Consider the following 18,491-nt stretch of genomic DNA (forward strand, 5'->3'; position numbering starts at 1 on the left):
ACACAGGAGACAGAAACAATGGAAGCGATCAGGAGCGTCGAATACGACCGGCCGCATGGCCTGACGTGCGGCGTAGGCGAGGCGTGGGCACGTGTTCCCAACGCGCCGTCCGCCGAAGAGAAGCGCGAATTGAAGGCGCGAATCCGTGCGCTGTTGCATCGGGAAGAGGCGGTTTTGGTGGCGCACTATTACGTGGACTCCGAGCTCCAGGAACTCGCCGATGAAACGGGCGGTTGCGTCGCCGATTCGCTCGAAATGGCCCGTTTCGGCCGCGATCACGCCGCGAAGACACTGGTCGTCGCGGGCGTGCGTTTCATGGGCGAGACATCGAAGATCCTGAGCCCCGGCAAACGCGTGTTGATGCCCGATCTGGACGCCACCTGCTCGCTCGACCTCGGCTGTCCGCCCGACGAATTCTCCGCTTTCTGCGATGCTCACCCGGACCGCACGGTCGTCGTGTATGCGAACACTAGCGCGGCCGTGAAGGCGCGCGCGGACTGGATGGTCACCTCATCGATCGGACTGGAAATCGTCGCGGATCTGCACGCGCGCGGCGAGAAGATTCTGTGGGCGCCGGACCGGCATCTCGGCAACTACATCCAGAAGAAGACCGGCGCGGACATGCTCTCGTGGCAAGGTTCGTGTCTCGTGCACGACGAGTTCAAAGGCATCGAGCTGGATCTTTTGCGCGCCGAATATCCGGACGCGAAGGTTCTCGTTCATCCGGAATCGCCGGAAGGCGTCGTGCAACTGGCGGACGTCGTCGGTTCGACCACGCAGCTGATCGATGCGGCCGTCAAGCTCGACGCAAAGCGCTTTATCGTCGCGACCGATCTCGGCATCCTGCACAAGATGCGGCTCGCGGCGCCCGGCAAAACCTTCATCGAAGCGCCGACCGCCGGCAATAGCGCCACGTGCAAGAGCTGCGCGCATTGTCCGTGGATGGCGATGAACGGCCTCGCCAATCTCGCCGATGTGCTCGAGCGCGGCCACAACGAGATTCACGTCGATGCGGCTATTGCCGGGCGCGCGCGCGTGCCGATCGACCGCATGCTCGACTTCGCCGCGCGTCACAAGAAGCGTGTGCAGGCGAGCGGCGATCTCGCGAAGGATCAAACGTTGTTCTCGAACGTGGGGCCCGCATGACGAACCACTCGCCTTTATTCGCGGAGATCCGCGCGCAGTACGGCGAAGCGTTCGATGCCGCGCTCGCCCGCAATGTCGCCGATGCGCTCGCCGAGGACATCGGCAGCGGCGATCATACGGGGCGTCTCGTGCCAGCAGACACACGTCGCACGGCGCGCATCATCGTGCGGGAAGAGGCGGTGCTGTGCGGCGCGCCGTGGTTCGACGAGGTGATGCGTCGCGTCGATCCGAGCATCGAAGTCGAATGGCGGTATCGCGAAGGCGAGCGCATGACGGCGAATACGCCGGTCGTCTTGCTGCGCGGCCAGGCGCGTTCGCTTCTGACCGCCGAGCGCAACGGCCTCAATTTCCTGCAATTGCTGTCGGGCGTGGCAACGGCGACGCGCCGTTATGTCAATGCCATCGAAGGCACGCGGGCGCGCATCCTCGACACGCGCAAGACGCTGCCCGGCTTGCGGCTCGCGCAGAAGTACGCGGTGCGCGTGGGTGGCGGCGCCAATCAGCGGCTCGCACTCTACGACGGCATTCTGATCAAGGAAAATCACATCGCGGCGGCGGGCGGCGTCGGCGCTGCAATGGACGCCGCGCTCGCGCTCGACGCGGGCGTGCCCATTCAGATCGAAGTGGAAACGCTGGCGCAGCTTGAAACCGCGTTGGCGCATCGCGCGGAATCTGTGTTGCTCGACAACTTCACGCTCGACGCCATGCGCGAAGCCGTGCGCGGGACGGCGGGAAGGGCGCTGCTCGAAGTCTCGGGCAGCGTGAATTTCGAGACCGTGCGGGCGATTGCGGAGACGGGCGTGGACCGCGTCTCTATCGGCGCATTGACGAAGGACGTGCGGGCAACGGATTTTTCGATGCGTTTGATCGAAGAGTAAGCTTGCTGCGCGTCGACATCTAAACCGCGCGCCGCCTCGCCGCCGGCGGCATCAACACAGTCGGAAGCGCTTTCGGCAAAGTCGCCGGCCAGTCGCGACTGAAGTGCAGCCCGCGGCTCTCGCGTCGCGAGCACGCGCTTTCCACGATCAGCGACGCCACATCCACGAGATTGCGCAGTTCCAGCAAATCGCGGCTGACCTTGAAGTTCGCGTAGTACTCGTGGATTTCGTCGCGCAAAAGCGCAAGCCGATGCTGCGCGCGAGCCAGCCGCTTGTCCGTGCGCACGATGCCCACGTAATTCCACATCAGCCGCCGCAACTCGTCCCAGTTGTGCGCGACGACGACTTCTTCGTCCGGATCGGAAACGCGGCTTTCGTCCCAGTCGGGCAGCGGCGCATGGCAGCCCGCTGAATAACCTTCCGTCTCGATCGCCTCGGCCGTCGCGCGCCCGACCACCAGACATTCGAGCAGCGAGTTGCTGGCGAGCCGGTTCGCGCCATGCAGACCTGTGTACGACGTCTCGCCGACCGCATAAAGTCCCGCGCGATCCGTGCGGCCCGCGAGGTCCGTCACGACGCCGCCGCAGGTGTAATGCGCGGCGGGCACGACGGGAATCGGCTCCTTCGCGATATCGATGCCGAATTCGCGGCAACGCGCGAGGATCGTCGGGAAATGTTCTTCGAGAAACGCGCGCGGCTGATGGCTGATGTCGAGATAGACGCAATCGATGCCGCGCTTCTTGATTTCGAAGTCGATCGCGCGCGCGACGATGTCGCGTGGTGCGAGTTCGGCGCGTTCGTCGTGCGCGGGCATGAAGCGCGTGCCGTCGGGTAGACGCACTACGCCGCCTTCGCCGCGCACGGCCTCGGAGATCAGGAACGACTTGGCGTATGGATGGAACAGGCAAGTCGGATGAAACTGGATGAACTCCATGTTGGCGACGCGGCAGCCCGCGCGCCACGCCATCGCGATGCCGTCGCCGGTGGCCGTGTCGGGATTCGTCGTGTACAGATAGACCTTGCCCGCGCCGCCCGTGGCGAGCACGGTGTGCGGCGCTTGAATCGTCACGGTTCGTCCGCTCGCGAGATCCAGCGCGTAGAGACCATGACAGCGGTGCCCCGGCAAGCCGAGCCGGTCGGACGTGATCAGATCTATCGCGGTATGGTCTTCGAGAACCGTGATGTTCGGATGATTGCGCACGCGCTCGTTGAGCGTCGTGACGACTGCGTGGCCGGTGGCATCCGCGGCATGAATGATCCGCCGATGGCTATGGCCGCCTTCGCGCGTCAGATGGAAGCCGAGTTCCGCGGAGACATCGCGCGTGAAGGGCACGCCTTCCGCGATCAGCCATTCGATTGCCGCGCGCCCGTTTTCGACGATGAAGCGCGTCGCCGCTTCGTCGCAAAGTCCGGCGCCCGCGACGAGCGTATCGCGCACGTGATTGTCGATGCTGTCCGCCGAATCCAGCACGGCCGCGATGCCGCCTTGCGCCCAGTCGCTCGCGCCGACGCTCACCGCGCGCTTGGCGATGATCGCGACGCGCCGCGTTTCGGCCAGGTTCAACGCCACGCTCAAGCCTGCGAGCCCGCTTCCCACGATCGCTACATCGAAATTCATGCTGCTCGATCTCCGTCTATGTGCTTTTTATGACTGCAAGCCGGCAAGCATAACGCGCTCGCCACCCAACCGGCACGGATAACCCGCGCGCGAACGTGTGAAAGCGAAAGAAGAAAAATCGCGCGCACAAACAAAAAGCCCCGCGTGTGCGGGGCTTCTCGTGTCTTTGTCAGGCTCTCAATATCAAGCGCTTACTTGATCTTGGTTTCCTTGTACTCAACATGCTTGCGGACGACGGGATCGAACTTCTTGATCAGCATCTTTTCCGGCATGTTGCGTTTGTTCTTGGTCGTCGTGTAGAAGTGACCCGTACCTGCGGTCGATTCCAGCTTGATCTTGTCGCGTGCGCCCTTGGCCATGTGCGTGCTCCTTAGATTTCACCGCGTGCGCGCAGGTCTGCGAGCACGGCGTCAATACCGTTCTTGTCGATCAGGCGCAGGCCGGCGTTCGAGACGCGCAGACGCACCCAGCGGTTTTCGCTTTCAACGAAGAAACGGCGGTTCTGCAGGTTCGGCAGGAAACGGCGCTTGGTCTTGTTGTTTGCGTGGGAAACGTTGTTGCCCGACATCGGGCCTTTCCCAGTTACTTGGCATACGCGTGCCATGAGGACACTCCTAAAACACGTTGAGTCCGGAAGTCAAACGCTCGATTTTGGGGGAATCCCGCAATCGATACCTCAAATTCGCCCGATTGCCTTGAACGGGGAGTTGGCAGCACGGTTATGCCAATGAGGACGACGTAAGCCCGAAACAGGTGGGTTGAGAAAACGAATCGTGGATTCTAGCAGGAAAAACGTAGCAATATCAAGCCCGTTCGTCCTCATCTTAGTCAACCTCGACTGCTTCGGGTCAAATCTAAAGCCAGCCCTCACGCGCGAAAGAAAAAATCTCATTGCCCGCGACCACCATGTGATCGAGCAATTTCACGTCGATGAGATTCAGCGCATCTTGCAGCGTGCGGGTGAGCTTCTTGTCGTTCGCGCTAGGCTCCACGCCGCCAGACGGATGATTATGCGCCACGATCAGCCCCGCCGCGTTCAGATGCAAGGCACGCTTCACGATCTCGCGCGGATACACCGCCACCCGCGTGAGCGAGCCGCTCGCTTCCACGTGCGCATCGATCAGCTGATGCCGCGCATCGAGATAGATGCACAGGAAAAGTTCGTTAGGCTGAGTGCCGATTCTCAGGCGCAGAAAGTCTTCCACCGCGCCCGGCGAGTTCAGCAGCATGCGTTCGCGCGCCTTCTCGATGAGCGCCCGTCGACACAGTTCCGACACGGCCAAAAGCGTGGCCGCGCGCGCCTCGCCGACGCCGCGCTCTTCCTGGAGCTGAAGCGCGGACGCGTCGAGCACGCCGCGAATCGAGCCAAAGCGCCGCAGCAGCGCACGCGCCACATCGACTGCCGTTTTGCCCGGCAATCCTGTGCGCAAAAATACGGCGAGCAACGCGGCGTCGCTCAACGAGTCGCCGCCGGACTGCAACAGACGCTCGCGCGGCTTGTCCGTCTTGTCCCACTGGGAAATTGGCAGAACGGAAACGGGCTGCGGCAGCGCGGGGCCGGCTTCCATTTCACGCATCAGAATCTCGAAATTGGCGGACATTCCTTCCCCTGAGGCCATCTTAAGGCTGTATTTTTGCGAGATACACCGCACTTACGCCGCTCGAGCGAAGCGCGGCGCTTCCCAACTCTGTCTTACAATAGCGGTTTCGGCGCGCGCTCCGCCCCGCCACGCGGCCCGAAGTATCGCGCCAGGCGCACGTCCCGCTTCCGACTGAACCGTCACAGCCAATACTCATGAGCATCATCGATATCTCCGAGGTGAAACCCGGTTCGCATGTCACGCTTCATTACCGGCTCGCACTGGCCGATGGCGCCGACATCGTCAACACGTTCACCGACAAGCCCGCGACCCTCCTGCTCGGCGCAGACCAACTCGCGCCGCCACTGGAAGAGATTCTGCTGGGAATGAAGGTCGGCCACCATTCGACCTTTCAGCTAACGCCGGAGCAAGCGTTCGGGCCGCGCAATCCGGAGCTCGTGCAGCGCGTGTCGCTCGCGACGCTGCGCGAAAACAGCATGATCGGTGAGGATTTTTCTCCCGGCGATCTCGTCGAATTCAACGCGCCCAACGGTGGGCGCTACGCGGGCGTGCTCAAGGAAGTGGGCGAGACGTCGGCGCTTTTCGACTTCAATCACCCGCTCGCCGGCCAGTCGCTGGCCTTCGAAGTGAAAATCATCGGAATTCTGTAGCCATGAGCCTGACTGAAAGCCTCAACGAGATCGATACCGACGTCGAGATCCTGCTCGCGCAGCCGCGCGGCTTTTGCGCCGGCGTGGATCGCGCGATCGAAATCGTCGAGCGGGCCATCAAGCTGTTCGGCGCGCCCATCTACGTGCGGCATGAAATCGTCCACAACGCCTACGTGGTGTCGGACCTGCGCAAGAAGGGCGCCATTTTCATCGAGGAACTGGACGACGTGCCCGAAGGCGCCACGCTTATCTTCAGCGCGCACGGCGTCTCGAAAGCGGTGCGCGGCGAAGCCGAAGCGCGCGGTTTGCGCGTGTTCGACGCCACGTGTCCGCTCGTGACCAAGGTGCACATGGAAGTCGCGAAAATGCGCCAGGAAGGCTTCGACATCGTGATGATCGGCCACAAGGGCCATCCGGAAGTCGAAGGCACGATGGGTCAGTCAGGCGAGGGCATGCATCTCGTCGAGGATATCGAAGACGTCCTGAAGCTCGATCTGCCCAATCCTGACCGCATTGCCTATGTCACGCAGACAACCCTGTCCGTCGACGACGCCTTCGCCATCATCGACGCGTTGAAGACCAAGTATCCGGCCATCAAGGAGCCGAAGAAGCAGGACATCTGCTACGCGACGCAAAACCGTCAGGACGCGGTGAAGTTCCTCGCGCCGCAATGCGACGTGGTGATCGTCGTGGGCAGCCCGAACAGTTCGAATTCGAGCCGTCTGCGCGAAGTGGCCGAGAAGCGCGGCATCCCGGCCTATATGGTCGATTCGCCGACGCAGATCGATCCGCGCTGGGTGGAAGGCAAGAAGCGTATCGGCGTGACGGCGGGCGCATCGGCGCCGGAAGTGCTGGCGCAGGCGGTAATCGCCCGTTTGCGTGAGCTCGGTGTGCGCAACGTGCGTTCGCTCGAGGGAATCGAGGAAACCATCGCGTTTCCGCTGCCGCGCGGGCTGACCTTGCCGCAATGAGTTAGATAGTTCTTTCGAAAAAGCGCCTACGGGCGCTTTTTTTCGTTTCGCGTGGACGCTTTTGCTCAAGAACGGAACTACTTGGGCCGACATAAGACCCAAGCGGCAAGCACTATTTTGGGGCGACTTTTGTTCGGTGAAAATTTAAGGGTTTCCCCTCGCTGCAAGGGCGCAAACGTCAACGCTTCAACGCGCCGAATAAACCCGTTCCCGTTATGGTGCAACTGCTGCACAAAAACGAATCGCAACCCGGTTGCGACTTGCCCGGAAAATCGTCAAAAAAAACGGGTTGCAATGCTGGAAAACCCCGCCACACAAGAATATTGCTTGTCTCATATTTAGCGTTACAATGCGCCCGTCTTGGGCTCGGAGGGGTCTCTCGGCAACGGTTTTGAAAGGCGCAGGAGACCTATTTGATGCGATTCAAGTTTGCTTACGCCGTGTCCATCGCGGCTGCGGTTGCAATGGCAACCGCATGCGGCAAAAAGGGCGAGGGCGAAGCGAGCGCACCGGCATCGGCGGCAAGCGCGGTGTCCGCACCTGCCGCAGCGTCGGCCGCGGCAGCCCCCGCCGCGAGCGAAGCAATGGTCGTCAAAATTGGTCACGCCGCGCCGCTTACCGGATTGCAGGCACATCTCGGCCGGGACAATGAAAATGGCGCGCGACTCGCACTCGAAGAGATCAGCGCGCAGGGTTTGACGATCGACGGGCGCTCCATTCGCCTCGAACTCGACAGCCAGGACGATGCAGCCGATCCGCGCGTGGGCACCGAAGCCGCGCAGCGTCTAGTCGACGACCATGTGGTCGCGGTGATCGGCCACATGAACTCCGGCGTGTCGATTCCGGCTTCGAAGATTTACAGCGATGCGGGCATCGCGCAAATTTCGCCGTCGACGACCAATCCCGAATACACGAAGCAAGGCTACAAGACGACGTTTCGCGTCGTGGCGACCGACGCGCTGCAAGGCCCCGTGCTGGCCAATTACGCGATCAAGACGCTGCACGCGAAGAGAATCGTGGTGGTCGACGACGCCAGCGCCTACGGCCGCGGCCTTGCCGATGAATTCTCGAAGACGGCGCAGGCCGGCGGCGCGAAGCTTGCCGCCCGGGAAGCCACGAGCGAAAAGGCGCGCAACTTCAAGGCGATCCTCACGAAAATCAAACGCATCCAGCCGGATGTCGTGATGTACGGCGGCATGGACGTAACGGGCGGGCCATTCGCGAAGGAAGCGGCGGCGCTCGGCATCAAGGCGAAGATTCTGGCGGGCGACGGACTCTGCACCAGCAAGCTCGTGGAACTTGCGGGCGACGCCGTACAGAACATCGTCTGCTCGGAAGCGGGGCTCGCGCTTTCGAAGATGGATAAGGGCGCCGACTTCGCGCAGAAGTACGAAGCGCGCTTTCATGCGCCGGTCCAGATTTATGCGCCGTTCACGTACGACGCGATGTACGTGATCATCGATGCCATGAAGCGCGCCAATTCAATCGAAGCGCCCAAGGTGCTCGCGGCGATCGCCACGACGGACTTCAACGGTCTGACCGGGCATATCGCATTCGACGACAAGGGCGACCTCAAGGCGGGCGCCATCACGCTCTACGAGTTCAAGGACAAAAGGAAGGACGTGCTGGACGTAGTCAAGCAGTAAGCGAGATGTGTGAAAGCGGCGTCGCGCGTTGAGCGCCGTTCTCATGGCTTCGTGGCAGTGGATGGGAGTAAGACTTCCGTGAAAACCGTTCGGAGACGTTTGCAGCCAGATCCGGCAGCAGGCGGGACCCGGGCGATTAACCTTACCGGTTTTTTTAATCAGTACGCGCAGTGCTGCTCCAGATTTCGCTTCACATCGGTTTATCGGCCGGTGATAAAGACGTAATCCGGTCGCACGGGGCTAAGGAGCGTTATATGGATATTTTCATCCAGCAGGTCCTCAACGGTCTGGTGCTTGGCAGCATTTACGCCATCATCGCACTGGGCTATACGATGGTGTACGGGATTCTCGGCATCATCAACTTCGCGCACGGCGACGTGCTGATGGTGGGTGCCATGGTCGCGCTGTCGGCCATCGGCGTGATGCAGAATCACGCTCCGGGCATTCCCGGGCCGATCATGCTGACCATCGCGCTTGTCATTGCCGCCGTGGTCTGCGCGGTGGTGGGCTACACGATCGAAAAGGTCGCGTACCGTCCGCTTCGTAAAGCGCCACGTCTTGCGCCGCTGATCACCGCGATCGGCGTGTCCATTCTCTTGCAGACGCTCGCGATGATGATCTGGGGCCGCAATCCCCTCGCGTTTCCGCAGTTGCTGCCGACCGATCCGATCAACGTCATCGCCGCCGACGAAACCCGTCCGGGCGCGGTGATCTCGATGACCGAAATCGTCATCATCGTGGTCGCGTTCCTCGTGATGGGCGGCTTGCTCCTTCTCGTGCACAAGACCAAGCTCGGCCGCGCCATGCGCGCAATCGCCGAGAACCCAGGCGTTGCATCGCTGATGGGCGTGAACCCGAACTTCGTGATTTCCGCGACCTTCATGATCGGCTCGGCGCTTGCCGCACTCGCCGGCGTGATGATCGCCTCCGAATACGGCAACGCGCACTTCTACATGGGCTTCATCCCCGGTCTCAAGGCGTTCACGGCGGCGGTGCTGGGCGGCATCGGCAACCTGGGCGGCGCGATGGTCGGGGGCGTGTTGCTGGGTCTCATCGAACAGTTGGGCGCCGGTTATATCGGCAACCTGACAGGCGGCGTCTTCGGCAGTAACTATCAAGACGTGTTCGCCTTCATCGTGCTGATCATCGTGCTCGTGTTCCGTCCGTCGGGTCTGCTCGGCGAACGTGTCGCGGATCGCGCTTAACCCTCGCGTGAGGAGCTAAAAAATATGACTTCGATTCAACCGATTGAGCCGTCCACGACGCTCATTCCCGAGAAAAACGCGACCCGCAAGCTGGTGGTCGGCGTCATCACCACGGTGCTCGTGATCGCGGCGCCGATGATCATCGGCGCGGCAGGCGGCAACTACTGGGTGCGCGTGCTCGACTTCGCGATGCTCTACGTGATGCTCGCGCTGGGCCTGAACGTAGTGGTCGGTTTCGCCGGCCTGCTCGATTTGGGCTACATCGCGTTCTACGCGGTCGGCGCTTACGTCGCAGCGCTGCTGTCGTCGCCGCAACTGACCTCGCAGTTCGAGTGGATCGCGCATCTCGCGCCGGGCGGTCTGCACGTGCCGTTCCTCATCATCGCGCCGTGCGCGATGGCGCTGGCCGCGACCTTCGGTGTGCTGCTCGGTGCGCCGACGCTTCGTCTGCGCGGCGACTACCTCGCCATCGTGACCTTGGGCTTCGGGGAGATCATCCGGATCTTCATGAACAACCTCGATCGTCCGATCAACATCACGAACGGGCCGAAGGGCATCACCGGTATCGACCCCGTGACCGTCGCGGGCTTCAACCTCTCGCAGACGCACACGTTCTTCGGCATGAAGTTTCCGTCCGTGTACATGTATTACTACCTCTTCGTGCTCGGCGCGTTGCTGGTGATCTGGGTGTGTACGCGCTTGCAGCACTCGCGTATCGGCCGCGCGTGGGCCGCTATCCGCGAAGACGAAATCGCCGCCAAGGCAATGGGCATCAACACGCGTAACGTAAAGCTGCTGGCCTTCGCGATGGGCGCGTCCTTCGGCGGTCTGTCGGGCTCGATGTTCGGCGCGTTCCAGGGCTTCGTGTCGCCAGAATCGTTCACGTTCTGGGAATCGATCGTCGTGCTGGCGTGCGTGGTGCTCGGCGGCATGGGCCATATCCCGGGCGTGATTCTCGGCGCGGTGCTGCTTGCCGTGTTCCCCGAATTCCTGCGCTCGACCATGGGTCCGCTGCAGAACGCGATCTTCGGTCATCAGATCGTCGATACCGAAGTCATCCGCCAGTTGCTCTACGGTCTCGCGATGGTGCTGATCATGCTGTATCGCTCGGAAGGCCTGTGGCCGGCCCCGAAACACGAAGACAAGATCGCGAAGATCGCGAAGCGCGGCAGCAAGAAGCCAGTGCGCGCCTAAACGGGGAACTCAAAGATGAGCGAAAAGCAAACGCGACTGTCCGTGAAGGGCGTCAACAAGCGCTTCGGCGGGCTGCAGGCTTTGTCGGATGTCGGCCTCGAAATCAAGGCGGGCGAAATCTACGGTCTGATCGGTCCGAACGGCGCGGGCAAGACCACGTTCTTCAACGTGATCACGGGTCTTTACACGCCGGATTCGGGCGTGTTCAAGCTCGATGGCGAAGCCTATACGCCGACGGCGGTGTATCAGGTGGCGAAGGCTGGCATTGCGCGCACGTTCCAGAACATCCGGCTCTTCGGCGGCATGACCGCGCTCGAAAACGTGATGGTCGGACGCCATGTGCGCACGAAGCACGGTCTCATCGGCGCGGTGTTTCAGACGCCGTCCGAGCGGCGCGAAGAGCGCGAGATCAAGGAGCGCGCGCTCGAGCTGCTCGAATACGTGGGCGTGCTGCAATACGCCGATTACACGTCGCGCAATCTGTCGTACGGCCACCAGCGGCGTCTGGAAATCGCGCGCGCACTGGCGACCGATCCGAAGCTGCTTGCGCTCGACGAACCGGCCGCCGGCATGAACGCGACGGAGAAAGTGGAGCTTACGCGTCTGCTCGACAAGATCCGTAGCGACGGCAAGACGATTCTGTTGATCGAACACGACGTGAAACTCGTGATGGGATTGTGCAACCGCATGACGGTGCTCGATTACGGCAAGGTGATCGCCGAGGGTCTGCCGCAGGACGTGCAGAAGGACCCGAAGGTGATCGAGGCATATCTGGGTGCGGGGGTGCATTAATGGCGACGCCAAGCGCAATGTTGAAGGTCAAGGGTTTGCAGGTGAACTACGGCGGCATCCAGGCGGTTAAGGGTGTCGATCTGGAAGTCGGACAGGGCGAACTCGTCACGCTGATCGGCGCGAACGGCGCCGGCAAGACCACGACGATGAAGGCCATCACCGGTCTCAAGCCGTATTCGGGCGGCGACATCGAATACATGGGTCAGTCGATCCGTGGCGTGCCGACGCACGAGTTGCTCAAGCGCGGTCTTGCCATGGTGCCGGAAGGCCGCGGCATCTTCGCGCGCATGTCGATTCTGGAAAACATGCAGATGGGCGCCTATCTGCGCAACGACGCCGACCAGATTCAGAAGGACACCGACCGCATGTTCGGCTTCTTCCCGCGTCTGAAGGAGCGCGCATCGCAATATGCGGGCACGCTGTCGGGCGGCGAACAGCAGATGCTCGCCATGGCGCGCGCGTTGTTGTCGCGTCCGAAACTGCTTCTGCTCGATGAGCCGTCGATGGGTCTTTCACCCATCATGGTCGAGAAGATTTTCGAGGTGGTGCGCGAGATTTCGTCGGAAGGGCTGACGGTGTTGCTCGTCGAACAAAACGCGCGTTTGGCGTTGCAGGCGGCGAATCGCGGCTACGTGATGGACTCGGGCGTGGTCACCATGTCCGGCGACGCCAAGATCATGCTCGACGATCCGAAGGTGCGTGCCGCGTATCTCGGCGAGTGAATAGTGCTTGAGTCGTTCGAAAGCCCTTCCACGGAAGGGCTTTTTTTATAGTCGCGTTATAGAGACGTTTAAAGCCGCTTGCCGAGGCTCACGACTTCATCCATCCGATACCCGAGCTTTTCATAGAAGCCGCGCAGTTCGGTTTTGACCGCGAGTATCTGCAGATTCACTTTCGGGCATCCGCGTGCCGCGAGCGCTTCTTCGGCATGGCGCATGAGCGTTGCGCCATAGCCGCGCCGGCGTAACGCGGGCGCCACGGCCAGCGAATAAACCCAGCCGCGATGACCGTCATAGCCGGACATCACCGTGCCGACCACGCGGTCCTCGACCGTTCCGACGAAGAACAACTCCGGCTGCGTGCTCATCTTGTTGGCGATCGACAATGCCGGATCGCGCTGCGGCCGCGATGCATCCGCGTATTCGGGGAAGACATCGCGCCACAGGGCGATCACGGCTTCGCGATCGCTTGCATCGAACGTACGGATGATCACAGCGCATCCAGCACGGTGCGCAGCATTTTCAGCATTTGGTCGATCTCGTCCTTCGTCACGTTCAGCGCGGGCATGAAGCGCAACAGATTCGGACGCGCGGCGTTGAGCAGCAGGCCGTCGGGTTGCAACAGACGCGCCTTTTCGACGATCTGCGGACCCTTGTCGCTATCGAGCAGAAGCGCGCGCAACAAACCTTCGCCGCGCTCGCCCTTGAAGCCGCGCTCGGCGGACAGCTTCAACAACTCGGACTTCAGATATTCGCCACGCTCGCGCACGCCTTCGAGAAAGCCGGGCGCGACGAGTTGCGAGATCACCGAGTAACCCACTGCCGTCATCAACGGATTGCCGTTGTAGGTGCCACCCTGATCGCCCGGTTCGAAACATTCGATTGCCGCCGTCGAAAGGAGCGCTGCCAGCGGCACGCCACCGCCAATACCCTTGCCGAGCGTCATGATGTCCGGCTCGATGCCCGACAGTTCGTAGGCGAAGAGCGTTCCCGCGCGGCCGCATCCGCTTTGCACTTCATCGACGATCAAGAGCAGGTTGTGTTGCTTCGTCAGATCGCGCAATTGCTGCATGAATTCGCGCGTGGCCGGAATCACGCCGCCTTCGCCCTGAATCGGTTCGAGCATCACGGCGACGGTCTTTTCCGTGATGAGCTTTTCCACCGATGCGATGTCGTTCAGATCGGCCTTCGGAAAGCCCGGCACTTGCGGTGCGTAGATGGTGTCCCAGCCCGGCTTGCCGCTTGCCGACATGGTCGCGAGCGTGCGGCCATGGAAACTGTGGTCGAACGTGATGATTTCATACGCGCCGTTTTTGAACTTGCGTCCCCACTTGCGCGCGAGCTTGATCGCGCCTTCGTTGGCTTCCGCGCCGCTGTTGGCGAAGAACACCTTGTCGAAGCAACTGTTGGCGGTGAGCAGACCCGCGAGCTGCGCCATAGGCGCGTTGTAGAACGCGGGCGACGGGTTGATGAGCGTGCGCGCCTGCTTTTCCAGTGCTTCGATCATGCCTTCGTTGCAATGGCCGAGCGAATTGACAGCCCAGCCCTGAATGAAGTCGAGATATCGCTTGCCGGTGTTGTCGTAAATCCAGGAGCCTTTGCCGTGCGTGAACACGATCTCGGGGCGGTTCGTGATGTACATCAGCGAATCGACGGGGTACTCATTGAAATTCATGACAGCAGGCTCCACGAAAGCAGTGACGAAGGAAAGGAAGCGAGAAGAACGGCGAGCCGAAAAAAACAAAAGCCACGGATATCCGTGGCTTCATTTCTTGCGCGTTGAACAAACCGAACCTTTGCGCGCAAATGCGTGACGAGCCAGCGGCATCCCTAGGGAAGCGGCGAGCGGCGACGTCGAAGTGCGCGAAGGTGAATCAGGATCGAGTTCATTCGCGAAGGATACGTTATCAAGTTCCCGCCTGTAAACCGTGCGCGCGAATTTTTATCCGCGCGCAGGTTCGCAGGCTGGCACCTTTGGCGATTCAGACCGGATGCGCGAGATCCGCCGCGCTCGTGAACGAATCCGCATAGAACTCGTCTTCCGGCAAGCGATGATGCAACGTGAAGTCGCGCTGCGCCGATTCCACCATCACCGGCGCGCCGCACGCGTACACCTGATGAGCGCTCAAGTCTGGCAGATCTTCGATGACAGCACGATGAACGAAGCCCGTGCGGCCGGTCCATGCGTCGTCGGCGTCGGGTTCGGAGAGCACCGGCACGAACTTGAAGTTCGGCACTTCGCGCGCCCATTGCTCGGCAAGCGCCATCATGTAGAGGTCTTTCTTGCGACGGCCGCCCCAGTAGAGCGTCATCGGGCGATTGAGGTTCTTGAACACCGCATGCTCGATGATCGCCTTGATCGGCGCGAAGCCCGTGCCCGACGCGAGCAGCACGATGGGCTTGTCGGATTCGTCGCGCAGAAAGAACGTGCCGAGCGGACCTTCGAAGCGCAGGATGTCGCGTTCCTTCATCGCGCCGAAGACGTGGTCCGTGAACGTGCCGCCGGGCATGTGACGCACGTGCAGTTCGAGCGGGCCTTCGTGATGCGGCGGGCTCGCCATCGAATAGCTGCGACGTTTGCCGTCCTTCAGAATGAATTCGATGTACTGCCCCGCGAGATATTGCAGACGTTCGTTGGCGGGCAGTTGCAGCTTCAGTTCGATGACGTCGTCGGCCTTGCGTTCGAGCGCGTTCACGCGGCAGGGCAGCTTCTTCACCTGCACGTCGCCGACACCCGCGACTTCGCGCACGTCGATGGTGAGATCGGTCTGCGCGGTCGCGCAGCAGAAGAGCGCCATGCCGCGCGTTTTTTCGTCGTTCGAGAGCGCGGACGAGGAATGCGGCGCCTGCTCGATTTCGCCCTGGACCACGGACCCCTTGCAGGAGCCGCACGCGCCGTTCTTGCACCCGTAAGGCAGACCGATACCCTGGCGCAAAGCGGCCGTCAGGACCGGTTCATCGGGTTCCACCTGAAACTGCCGGCCGCTTTGCCGGAGCGTTACATTGAAAGCCATAGATCGAATTCTTGCTGTCTCGTGAAGGAGTGTTCCGTGCGATGCCGCGAGCCATGAAGCCGTCGACAATGACTGCCGCGGATACAATGCTCGGCATGATCGCCACTCGAACTTTGCGCCGCTCGCGCGTGCTTGTCGTCGGATGCGGCGATGTCGGCATGCGCGCGTTGCCGCTTCTGCAAAACCGCGCCGCCGCGCCGCGCGTGATCGCGCTTACGCATCATCCTGAACGCGCGGGCGAGTTGCGTGCCGCGGGCGCGCTGCCCATTGGCGGCGACCTCGACGCGCGCCGGTCGCTGCGGCGCCTGGCCGGTATTGCGAAGACCGTCTTGCATCTCGCGCCGCCGCAACGCGATGGCGCCGCCGATACCCGCACGCGTGCGCTCATCGCCGCGTTGCGCGCACCGCGCCGCTCCGTCGCGCGTGGCCCTATGCAACCGGGTTCGCGCATTGTCCGAAGGTCGTTCATTGTACCCGACGCCCCTTTCGCGACGGGCACGCGCTTCGTGTACGCAAGCACGACGGGCGTCTACGGCGATTGCGCCGGCGCGCACATCGATGAAACACGGCCCGCGCGTCCGGAGAACGAGCGCGCCCGGCGCCGCGTATCGGCGGAACGGCAACTGCGGCGTGCAGGCGCGACGAGCGGCTGGCACGTGTCGATCGTGCGGATTCCGGGAATTTATGCGGCGAATCGTTTGCCCGTGGCGCGCATCGAGAAGCGCATGCCGGCGCTTCTGGCGAGCGAGGACGTCTACACGAATCACATTCACGCCGACGATCTCGCGGCCATCCTCGTGCGCGCGCTCGAACGCATGCGGCCGCAAAGAGTCATCAACGCATCCGACGATACGGACCTGCGCATGGCCGACTATTTCGATCTCGTCGCCGATGCCTACGGACTGCCGCGCGTGCCGCGCATCTCGCGCGAGGAAGCCGCGACGCAGCTCGAACCGGTCACGCTTTCGTTCATGCGCGAATCGCGACGACTCGCCAACGCGCGCCTGAAGCGCGAGCTCGGTTACGCGCTGCGTTATCCGACCGTGGCCGACTTCCTGCGCGCGACGGCAAGCGAGCGCGCGGCCCGCTAGATAAGCGCGGGCAAGGTTTCGAGCAGGATGAAGCACATCAGCGCGCCGATCAACGCGCCGATCAGATTCGGCGAATACTTGTGCCGCATGTGCATGGCGACGGCCAATGCCCCGATAAGAACAACGCTCAGTGCGGCGAACGCGATCAGCGCAACGGTGGTGTGGGCGAACATGATGCCCTCCTGCTTTTTTGATAGTCATTCTGGTGTCCGTGCTTTGAGTATATGAATACGGACGCCGGAAAGCATGCTGCGGTGCAACGCCTCGCGTTCAGGGCTTACACCGATTTGCAGGATCAATGCGCGCCGATAAACGCGGCGACATCGGCCAGAACCGGGGAATTTGCGTGTGCCGACGCGGTGAAGGCATCGACGATGCGCCCGTGGTCGTAGCCCGGATAGCGCTTGAGCTCGACGCTATCGTCGTGTGCGCGCAACGCCGCGGCGAAGCGCTCGCTGTTGCGCGGATCGACGACGTTATCGGCGGTGCCGGTGGCGAGAAGCATCGGCGGCTCGTTGCCGGAAATGAAGTCGATCGGCAGCGTTTCGGCGCGCTCCGCTGCCGGAAAGATGTCGCCCATGTGCGGCTCGGACGGAATGGCGACATACGGCCCGGCGAGCCCGATCATGCCGCGCAACGATTCCTTCGCCATGCCTTGCGCTTGCAGATAGCGGCCGTCGGTGGCGAGCATCGCCGCGATATGCGCGCCCGCCGAATGTCCCATCACGAAGATGCGCTCCGGGTCGCCGCCGAACTCATGCGCGTGATCGCGCGCCCAGCGCACCGAAGCGGCGGCATCGGCAAGGAAGCCAGGGAAGACGGTTTCCGGATACACGCGGTAATCCGGCGTCACCGCGACGAAGCCGCGTTGCGCGAGCGCGTCCGCCACGCCGCGCGAATCGGCGCGCTGGCCGGCTTGCCAGCTTCCACCGTAAAAATACACGATCACCGGACGCGCATGTTGCGAGGCCTCTTCGGGCGCGTAGACGTCGAGCCGTTGCCGCGAAGTCGGGCCGTAGGGCAGGCCGTCGGCGAGTTCTTCGTCATCGGACGCGGCCGTGACTGCCGTTGCCCACGCGCGCGACGGACCGAAGCCCGCAGCGCACGCCGCCAGTGCCAGAGTGATGAAGCGCCGTCTCGCCGCGAGTTGCATGATGTCGTCGACCCTGAAAGTGATCGGCGCGCAGCCGATGCTATGACGTGCGTGAGTCCCGCAGCGCGGCGAGATCGGTCTCGTCGAGCCAGCGCCACGCGCCTTCGGCCAGGGACTCAGGCAAAGCATAACCGCCCACGCGCTCGCGATGCAGTTTCTCCACCCGGTTGCCGGCCGCCGCGACCATGCGCTTCACCTGATGGTATTTGCCTTCCTGCACGGTGAGTTCGAGCAGATGTTCGTCGCGTCGCGTGGCCGCGAGCGCGGCGCTCGGCTTCGTCTCGCCGTGCAACAGGACGCCTTCGACGAGGCGCGCGAGTTGTGCATCGTCGATGGGGTGACGCGTCGTCGCCAGATACAGCTTCGGCACCTTGCGCTTGGGCGACGTGAAGGCATGCACGAAGGCGCCGTCATCGGAGAGCAGAAGCAGGCCGGTGGTGTCCTGATCGAGCCTGCCGACGGGCTGCACGCCGCGCTCGATCAACTGCGGCGGCAACAGGTGAAAGATGCTCAGGTGATGTTGCGGATCGCGCGAACATTCGTAGCCGGGCGGCTTGTTCAGCGCGATGTAGGCTTTCTCGCGATACGTCCAGGCGTGCCCGTCCACTTCGAATTCGGGCGATGGCGTGAGGGAAATGCTCGCGTGGGGATCGGCGCAAACATCGCCACCGATACATACGCGGCCTTCGGCGACGAGTCCGCGGCATTGGCGGCGCGACCCGAAGCCTTGGGAGAAGAGGAGGGTTTCGAGGTCCATCGGATAGGCGGAGTTGAAGCGGCGATTCTAGCAAGCGGCGGGGGCTTGCGAGCGAT

At 62.4% G+C, this 18,491-nt stretch carries 20 protein-coding genes; 10 read left to right on the forward strand and 10 right to left on the reverse strand.

Annotated features, from left to right (window positions below; translation table 11 throughout):
• Window positions 1–18: 18 nt before the first annotated feature.
• Entirely contained in the window at window positions 19–1,146 is a 1,128-nt protein-coding gene (nadA, locus tag NCR40_RS02640) for a quinolinate synthase NadA (protein ID WP_250463466.1), read from the forward strand.
• Window positions 1,143–2,024 carry a carboxylating nicotinate-nucleotide diphosphorylase gene (gene nadC / locus NCR40_RS02645; RefSeq protein WP_250508648.1) on the forward strand — a complete coding sequence of 294 codons (882 nt, stop codon included), beginning with the start codon at window positions 1,143–1,145 and terminating at the stop codon, window positions 2,022–2,024. The genes nadA and nadC overlap by 4 nt, the downstream gene beginning before the upstream one ends.
• A gap of 19 nt (window positions 2,025–2,043) precedes the next feature.
• Here the strand turns inward: nadC and nadB are convergent, their stop codons facing one another.
• The 4 genes from nadB to radC all read right to left on the reverse strand — a co-directional run bounded on the left by nadB (window position 2,044) and on the right by radC (window position 5,243).
• Entirely contained in the window at window positions 2,044–3,642 is a 1,599-nt protein-coding gene (nadB, locus tag NCR40_RS02650) for an L-aspartate oxidase (protein WP_250508649.1), read from the reverse strand.
• 191 nt (window positions 3,643–3,833) lie between these two features.
• A complete protein-coding gene (gene rpmG / locus NCR40_RS02655) occupies window positions 3,834–4,001 on the reverse strand; it encodes a 50S ribosomal protein L33 (RefSeq protein WP_007180630.1) in 168 nt (55 codons plus the stop codon).
• Window positions 4,002–4,012: 11 nt separating this feature from the next.
• Window positions 4,013–4,246 (reverse strand): 50S ribosomal protein L28, encoded by a 234-nt coding sequence (gene rpmB, locus NCR40_RS02660; protein ID WP_008351171.1) that lies wholly within the window; start codon window positions 4,244–4,246, stop codon window positions 4,013–4,015.
• A gap of 250 nt (window positions 4,247–4,496) precedes the next feature.
• The gene (radC, locus tag NCR40_RS02665; protein WP_250463474.1) at window positions 4,497–5,243 is read right to left on the reverse strand and encodes a RadC family protein; all 747 of its coding nucleotides are present in this window, start codon (window positions 5,241–5,243) and stop codon (window positions 4,497–4,499) included.
• Between the two features lie 194 nt (window positions 5,244–5,437).
• Here radC and NCR40_RS02670 point away from each other — a divergent pair, with 194 nt between their 5' ends.
• The 7 genes from NCR40_RS02670 (at window position 5,438) to NCR40_RS02700 (ending at window position 12,423) form a co-directional block, all read left to right on the forward strand.
• Complete coding sequence (locus NCR40_RS02670; RefSeq protein WP_250508650.1) at window positions 5,438–5,893, forward strand: FKBP-type peptidyl-prolyl cis-trans isomerase; 456 nt, start codon at window positions 5,438–5,440, stop codon at window positions 5,891–5,893.
• Window positions 5,894–5,895: 2 nt separating this feature from the next.
• Window positions 5,896–6,864 carry a 4-hydroxy-3-methylbut-2-enyl diphosphate reductase gene (gene ispH, locus NCR40_RS02675; RefSeq protein ID WP_244827229.1) on the forward strand — a complete coding sequence of 323 codons (969 nt, stop codon included), beginning with the start codon at window positions 5,896–5,898 and terminating at the stop codon, window positions 6,862–6,864.
• A 416-nt stretch (window positions 6,865–7,280) separates the two neighbouring features.
• Window positions 7,281–8,510, forward strand: coding sequence for a branched-chain amino acid ABC transporter substrate-binding protein (locus NCR40_RS02680; RefSeq protein WP_250508651.1), 1,230 nt, complete (start codon window positions 7,281–7,283; stop codon window positions 8,508–8,510).
• Between the two features lie 254 nt (window positions 8,511–8,764).
• Entirely contained in the window at window positions 8,765–9,715 is a 951-nt protein-coding gene (locus tag NCR40_RS02685) for a branched-chain amino acid ABC transporter permease (RefSeq protein ID WP_244827231.1), read from the forward strand.
• A 24-nt stretch (window positions 9,716–9,739) separates the two neighbouring features.
• A complete protein-coding gene (locus NCR40_RS02690; RefSeq protein ID WP_244827232.1) occupies window positions 9,740–10,909 on the forward strand; it encodes an ABC transporter permease subunit in 1,170 nt (389 codons plus the stop codon).
• 15 nt (window positions 10,910–10,924) lie between these two features.
• A complete protein-coding gene (locus tag NCR40_RS02695; protein WP_244827233.1) occupies window positions 10,925–11,701 on the forward strand; it encodes an ABC transporter ATP-binding protein in 777 nt (258 codons plus the stop codon).
• Window positions 11,702–11,718: 17 nt separating this feature from the next.
• Window positions 11,719–12,423 (forward strand): ABC transporter ATP-binding protein, encoded by a 705-nt coding sequence (locus NCR40_RS02700; RefSeq protein ID WP_370652081.1) that lies wholly within the window; start codon window positions 11,719–11,721, stop codon window positions 12,421–12,423.
• A gap of 68 nt (window positions 12,424–12,491) precedes the next feature.
• On the opposite strand, the gene NCR40_RS02705 is transcribed toward NCR40_RS02700, so the two are convergent.
• The 3 genes from NCR40_RS02705 to NCR40_RS02715 all read right to left on the reverse strand — a co-directional run bounded on the left by NCR40_RS02705 (window position 12,492) and on the right by NCR40_RS02715 (window position 15,434).
• Window positions 12,492–12,914: a GNAT family acetyltransferase gene (locus NCR40_RS02705; protein ID WP_244827235.1), complete on the reverse strand. Its 423-nt coding sequence runs from the start codon at window positions 12,912–12,914 to the stop codon at window positions 12,492–12,494.
• Entirely contained in the window at window positions 12,911–14,095 is a 1,185-nt protein-coding gene (locus NCR40_RS02710; protein ID WP_250491899.1) for an acetylornithine transaminase, read from the reverse strand. Before NCR40_RS02710 ends, NCR40_RS02705 begins: the two co-directional genes overlap by 4 nt.
• Before the next feature lie 307 nt (window positions 14,096–14,402).
• Window positions 14,403–15,434 (reverse strand): CDP-6-deoxy-delta-3,4-glucoseen reductase, encoded by a 1,032-nt coding sequence (locus NCR40_RS02715; RefSeq protein ID WP_244827237.1) that lies wholly within the window; start codon window positions 15,432–15,434, stop codon window positions 14,403–14,405.
• Between the two features lie 95 nt (window positions 15,435–15,529).
• On the opposite strand from NCR40_RS02715, the gene NCR40_RS02720 reads away from it, so the two are divergent.
• Window positions 15,530–16,525, forward strand: a complete 996-nt coding sequence (locus tag NCR40_RS02720; protein ID WP_250508744.1) for an NAD-dependent epimerase/dehydratase family protein — start codon at window positions 15,530–15,532, stop codon at window positions 16,523–16,525.
• On the opposite strand, the gene NCR40_RS02725 is transcribed toward NCR40_RS02720, so the two are convergent.
• From NCR40_RS02725 to NCR40_RS02735, 3 genes are all read right to left on the reverse strand, one after another.
• Window positions 16,522–16,698, reverse strand: coding sequence for a hypothetical protein (locus NCR40_RS02725; RefSeq protein ID WP_244827238.1), 177 nt, complete (start codon window positions 16,696–16,698; stop codon window positions 16,522–16,524). The genes NCR40_RS02720 and NCR40_RS02725 overlap by 4 nt on opposite strands.
• A gap of 122 nt (window positions 16,699–16,820) precedes the next feature.
• Window positions 16,821–17,678 carry an alpha/beta hydrolase gene (locus NCR40_RS02730; RefSeq protein ID WP_250491900.1) on the reverse strand — a complete coding sequence of 286 codons (858 nt, stop codon included), beginning with the start codon at window positions 17,676–17,678 and terminating at the stop codon, window positions 16,821–16,823.
• A 40-nt stretch (window positions 17,679–17,718) separates the two neighbouring features.
• A complete protein-coding gene (locus NCR40_RS02735; RefSeq protein WP_244827240.1) occupies window positions 17,719–18,435 on the reverse strand; it encodes a pseudouridine synthase in 717 nt (238 codons plus the stop codon).
• Between the last annotated feature and the right edge of the window lie 56 nt (window positions 18,436–18,491).

This window comes from Caballeronia sp. GACF4, from assembly GCF_023631025.1.
Taxonomy (GTDB): domain Bacteria; phylum Pseudomonadota; class Gammaproteobacteria; order Burkholderiales; family Burkholderiaceae; genus Caballeronia.

Excerpts from the sequence above, each read along its gene's own strand:
- nadA (WP_250463466.1), top strand. The coding sequence starts at position 19 with ATGGAAGCGATCAGGAGCGTCGAATACGACCGGCCGCATGGCCTGACG.
- nadC (WP_250508648.1), top strand. The coding sequence starts at position 1,143 with ATGACGAACCACTCGCCTTTATTCGCGGAGATCCGCGCGCAGTACGGC.
- nadB (WP_250508649.1), bottom strand. The coding sequence starts at position 3,642 with ATGAATTTCGATGTAGCGATCGTGGGAAGCGGGCTCGCAGGCTTGAGC.
- rpmG (WP_007180630.1), bottom strand. The coding sequence starts at position 4,001 with ATGGCCAAGGGCGCACGCGACAAGATCAAGCTGGAATCGACCGCAGGT.
- rpmB (WP_008351171.1), bottom strand. The coding sequence starts at position 4,246 with ATGGCACGCGTATGCCAAGTAACTGGGAAAGGCCCGATGTCGGGCAAC.
- radC (WP_250463474.1), bottom strand. The coding sequence starts at position 5,243 with ATGTCCGCCAATTTCGAGATTCTGATGCGTGAAATGGAAGCCGGCCCC.
- NCR40_RS02670 (WP_250508650.1), top strand. The coding sequence starts at position 5,438 with ATGAGCATCATCGATATCTCCGAGGTGAAACCCGGTTCGCATGTCACG.
- ispH (WP_244827229.1), top strand. The coding sequence starts at position 5,896 with ATGAGCCTGACTGAAAGCCTCAACGAGATCGATACCGACGTCGAGATC.
- NCR40_RS02680 (WP_250508651.1), top strand. The coding sequence starts at position 7,281 with ATGCGATTCAAGTTTGCTTACGCCGTGTCCATCGCGGCTGCGGTTGCA.
- NCR40_RS02685 (WP_244827231.1), top strand. The coding sequence starts at position 8,765 with ATGGATATTTTCATCCAGCAGGTCCTCAACGGTCTGGTGCTTGGCAGC.
- NCR40_RS02690 (WP_244827232.1), top strand. The coding sequence starts at position 9,740 with ATGACTTCGATTCAACCGATTGAGCCGTCCACGACGCTCATTCCCGAG.
- NCR40_RS02695 (WP_244827233.1), top strand. The coding sequence starts at position 10,925 with ATGAGCGAAAAGCAAACGCGACTGTCCGTGAAGGGCGTCAACAAGCGC.
- NCR40_RS02700 (WP_370652081.1), top strand. The coding sequence starts at position 11,719 with ATGTTGAAGGTCAAGGGTTTGCAGGTGAACTACGGCGGCATCCAGGCG.
- NCR40_RS02710 (WP_250491899.1), bottom strand. The coding sequence starts at position 14,095 with ATGAATTTCAATGAGTACCCCGTCGATTCGCTGATGTACATCACGAAC.
- NCR40_RS02715 (WP_244827237.1), bottom strand. The coding sequence starts at position 15,434 with ATGGCTTTCAATGTAACGCTCCGGCAAAGCGGCCGGCAGTTTCAGGTG.
- NCR40_RS02720 (WP_250508744.1), top strand. The coding sequence starts at position 15,530 with ATGATCGCCACTCGAACTTTGCGCCGCTCGCGCGTGCTTGTCGTCGGA.
- NCR40_RS02725 (WP_244827238.1), bottom strand. The coding sequence starts at position 16,698 with ATGTTCGCCCACACCACCGTTGCGCTGATCGCGTTCGCCGCACTGAGC.
- NCR40_RS02730 (WP_250491900.1), bottom strand. The coding sequence starts at position 17,678 with ATGCAACTCGCGGCGAGACGGCGCTTCATCACTCTGGCACTGGCGGCG.
- NCR40_RS02735 (WP_244827240.1), bottom strand. The coding sequence starts at position 18,435 with ATGGACCTCGAAACCCTCCTCTTCTCCCAAGGCTTCGGGTCGCGCCGC.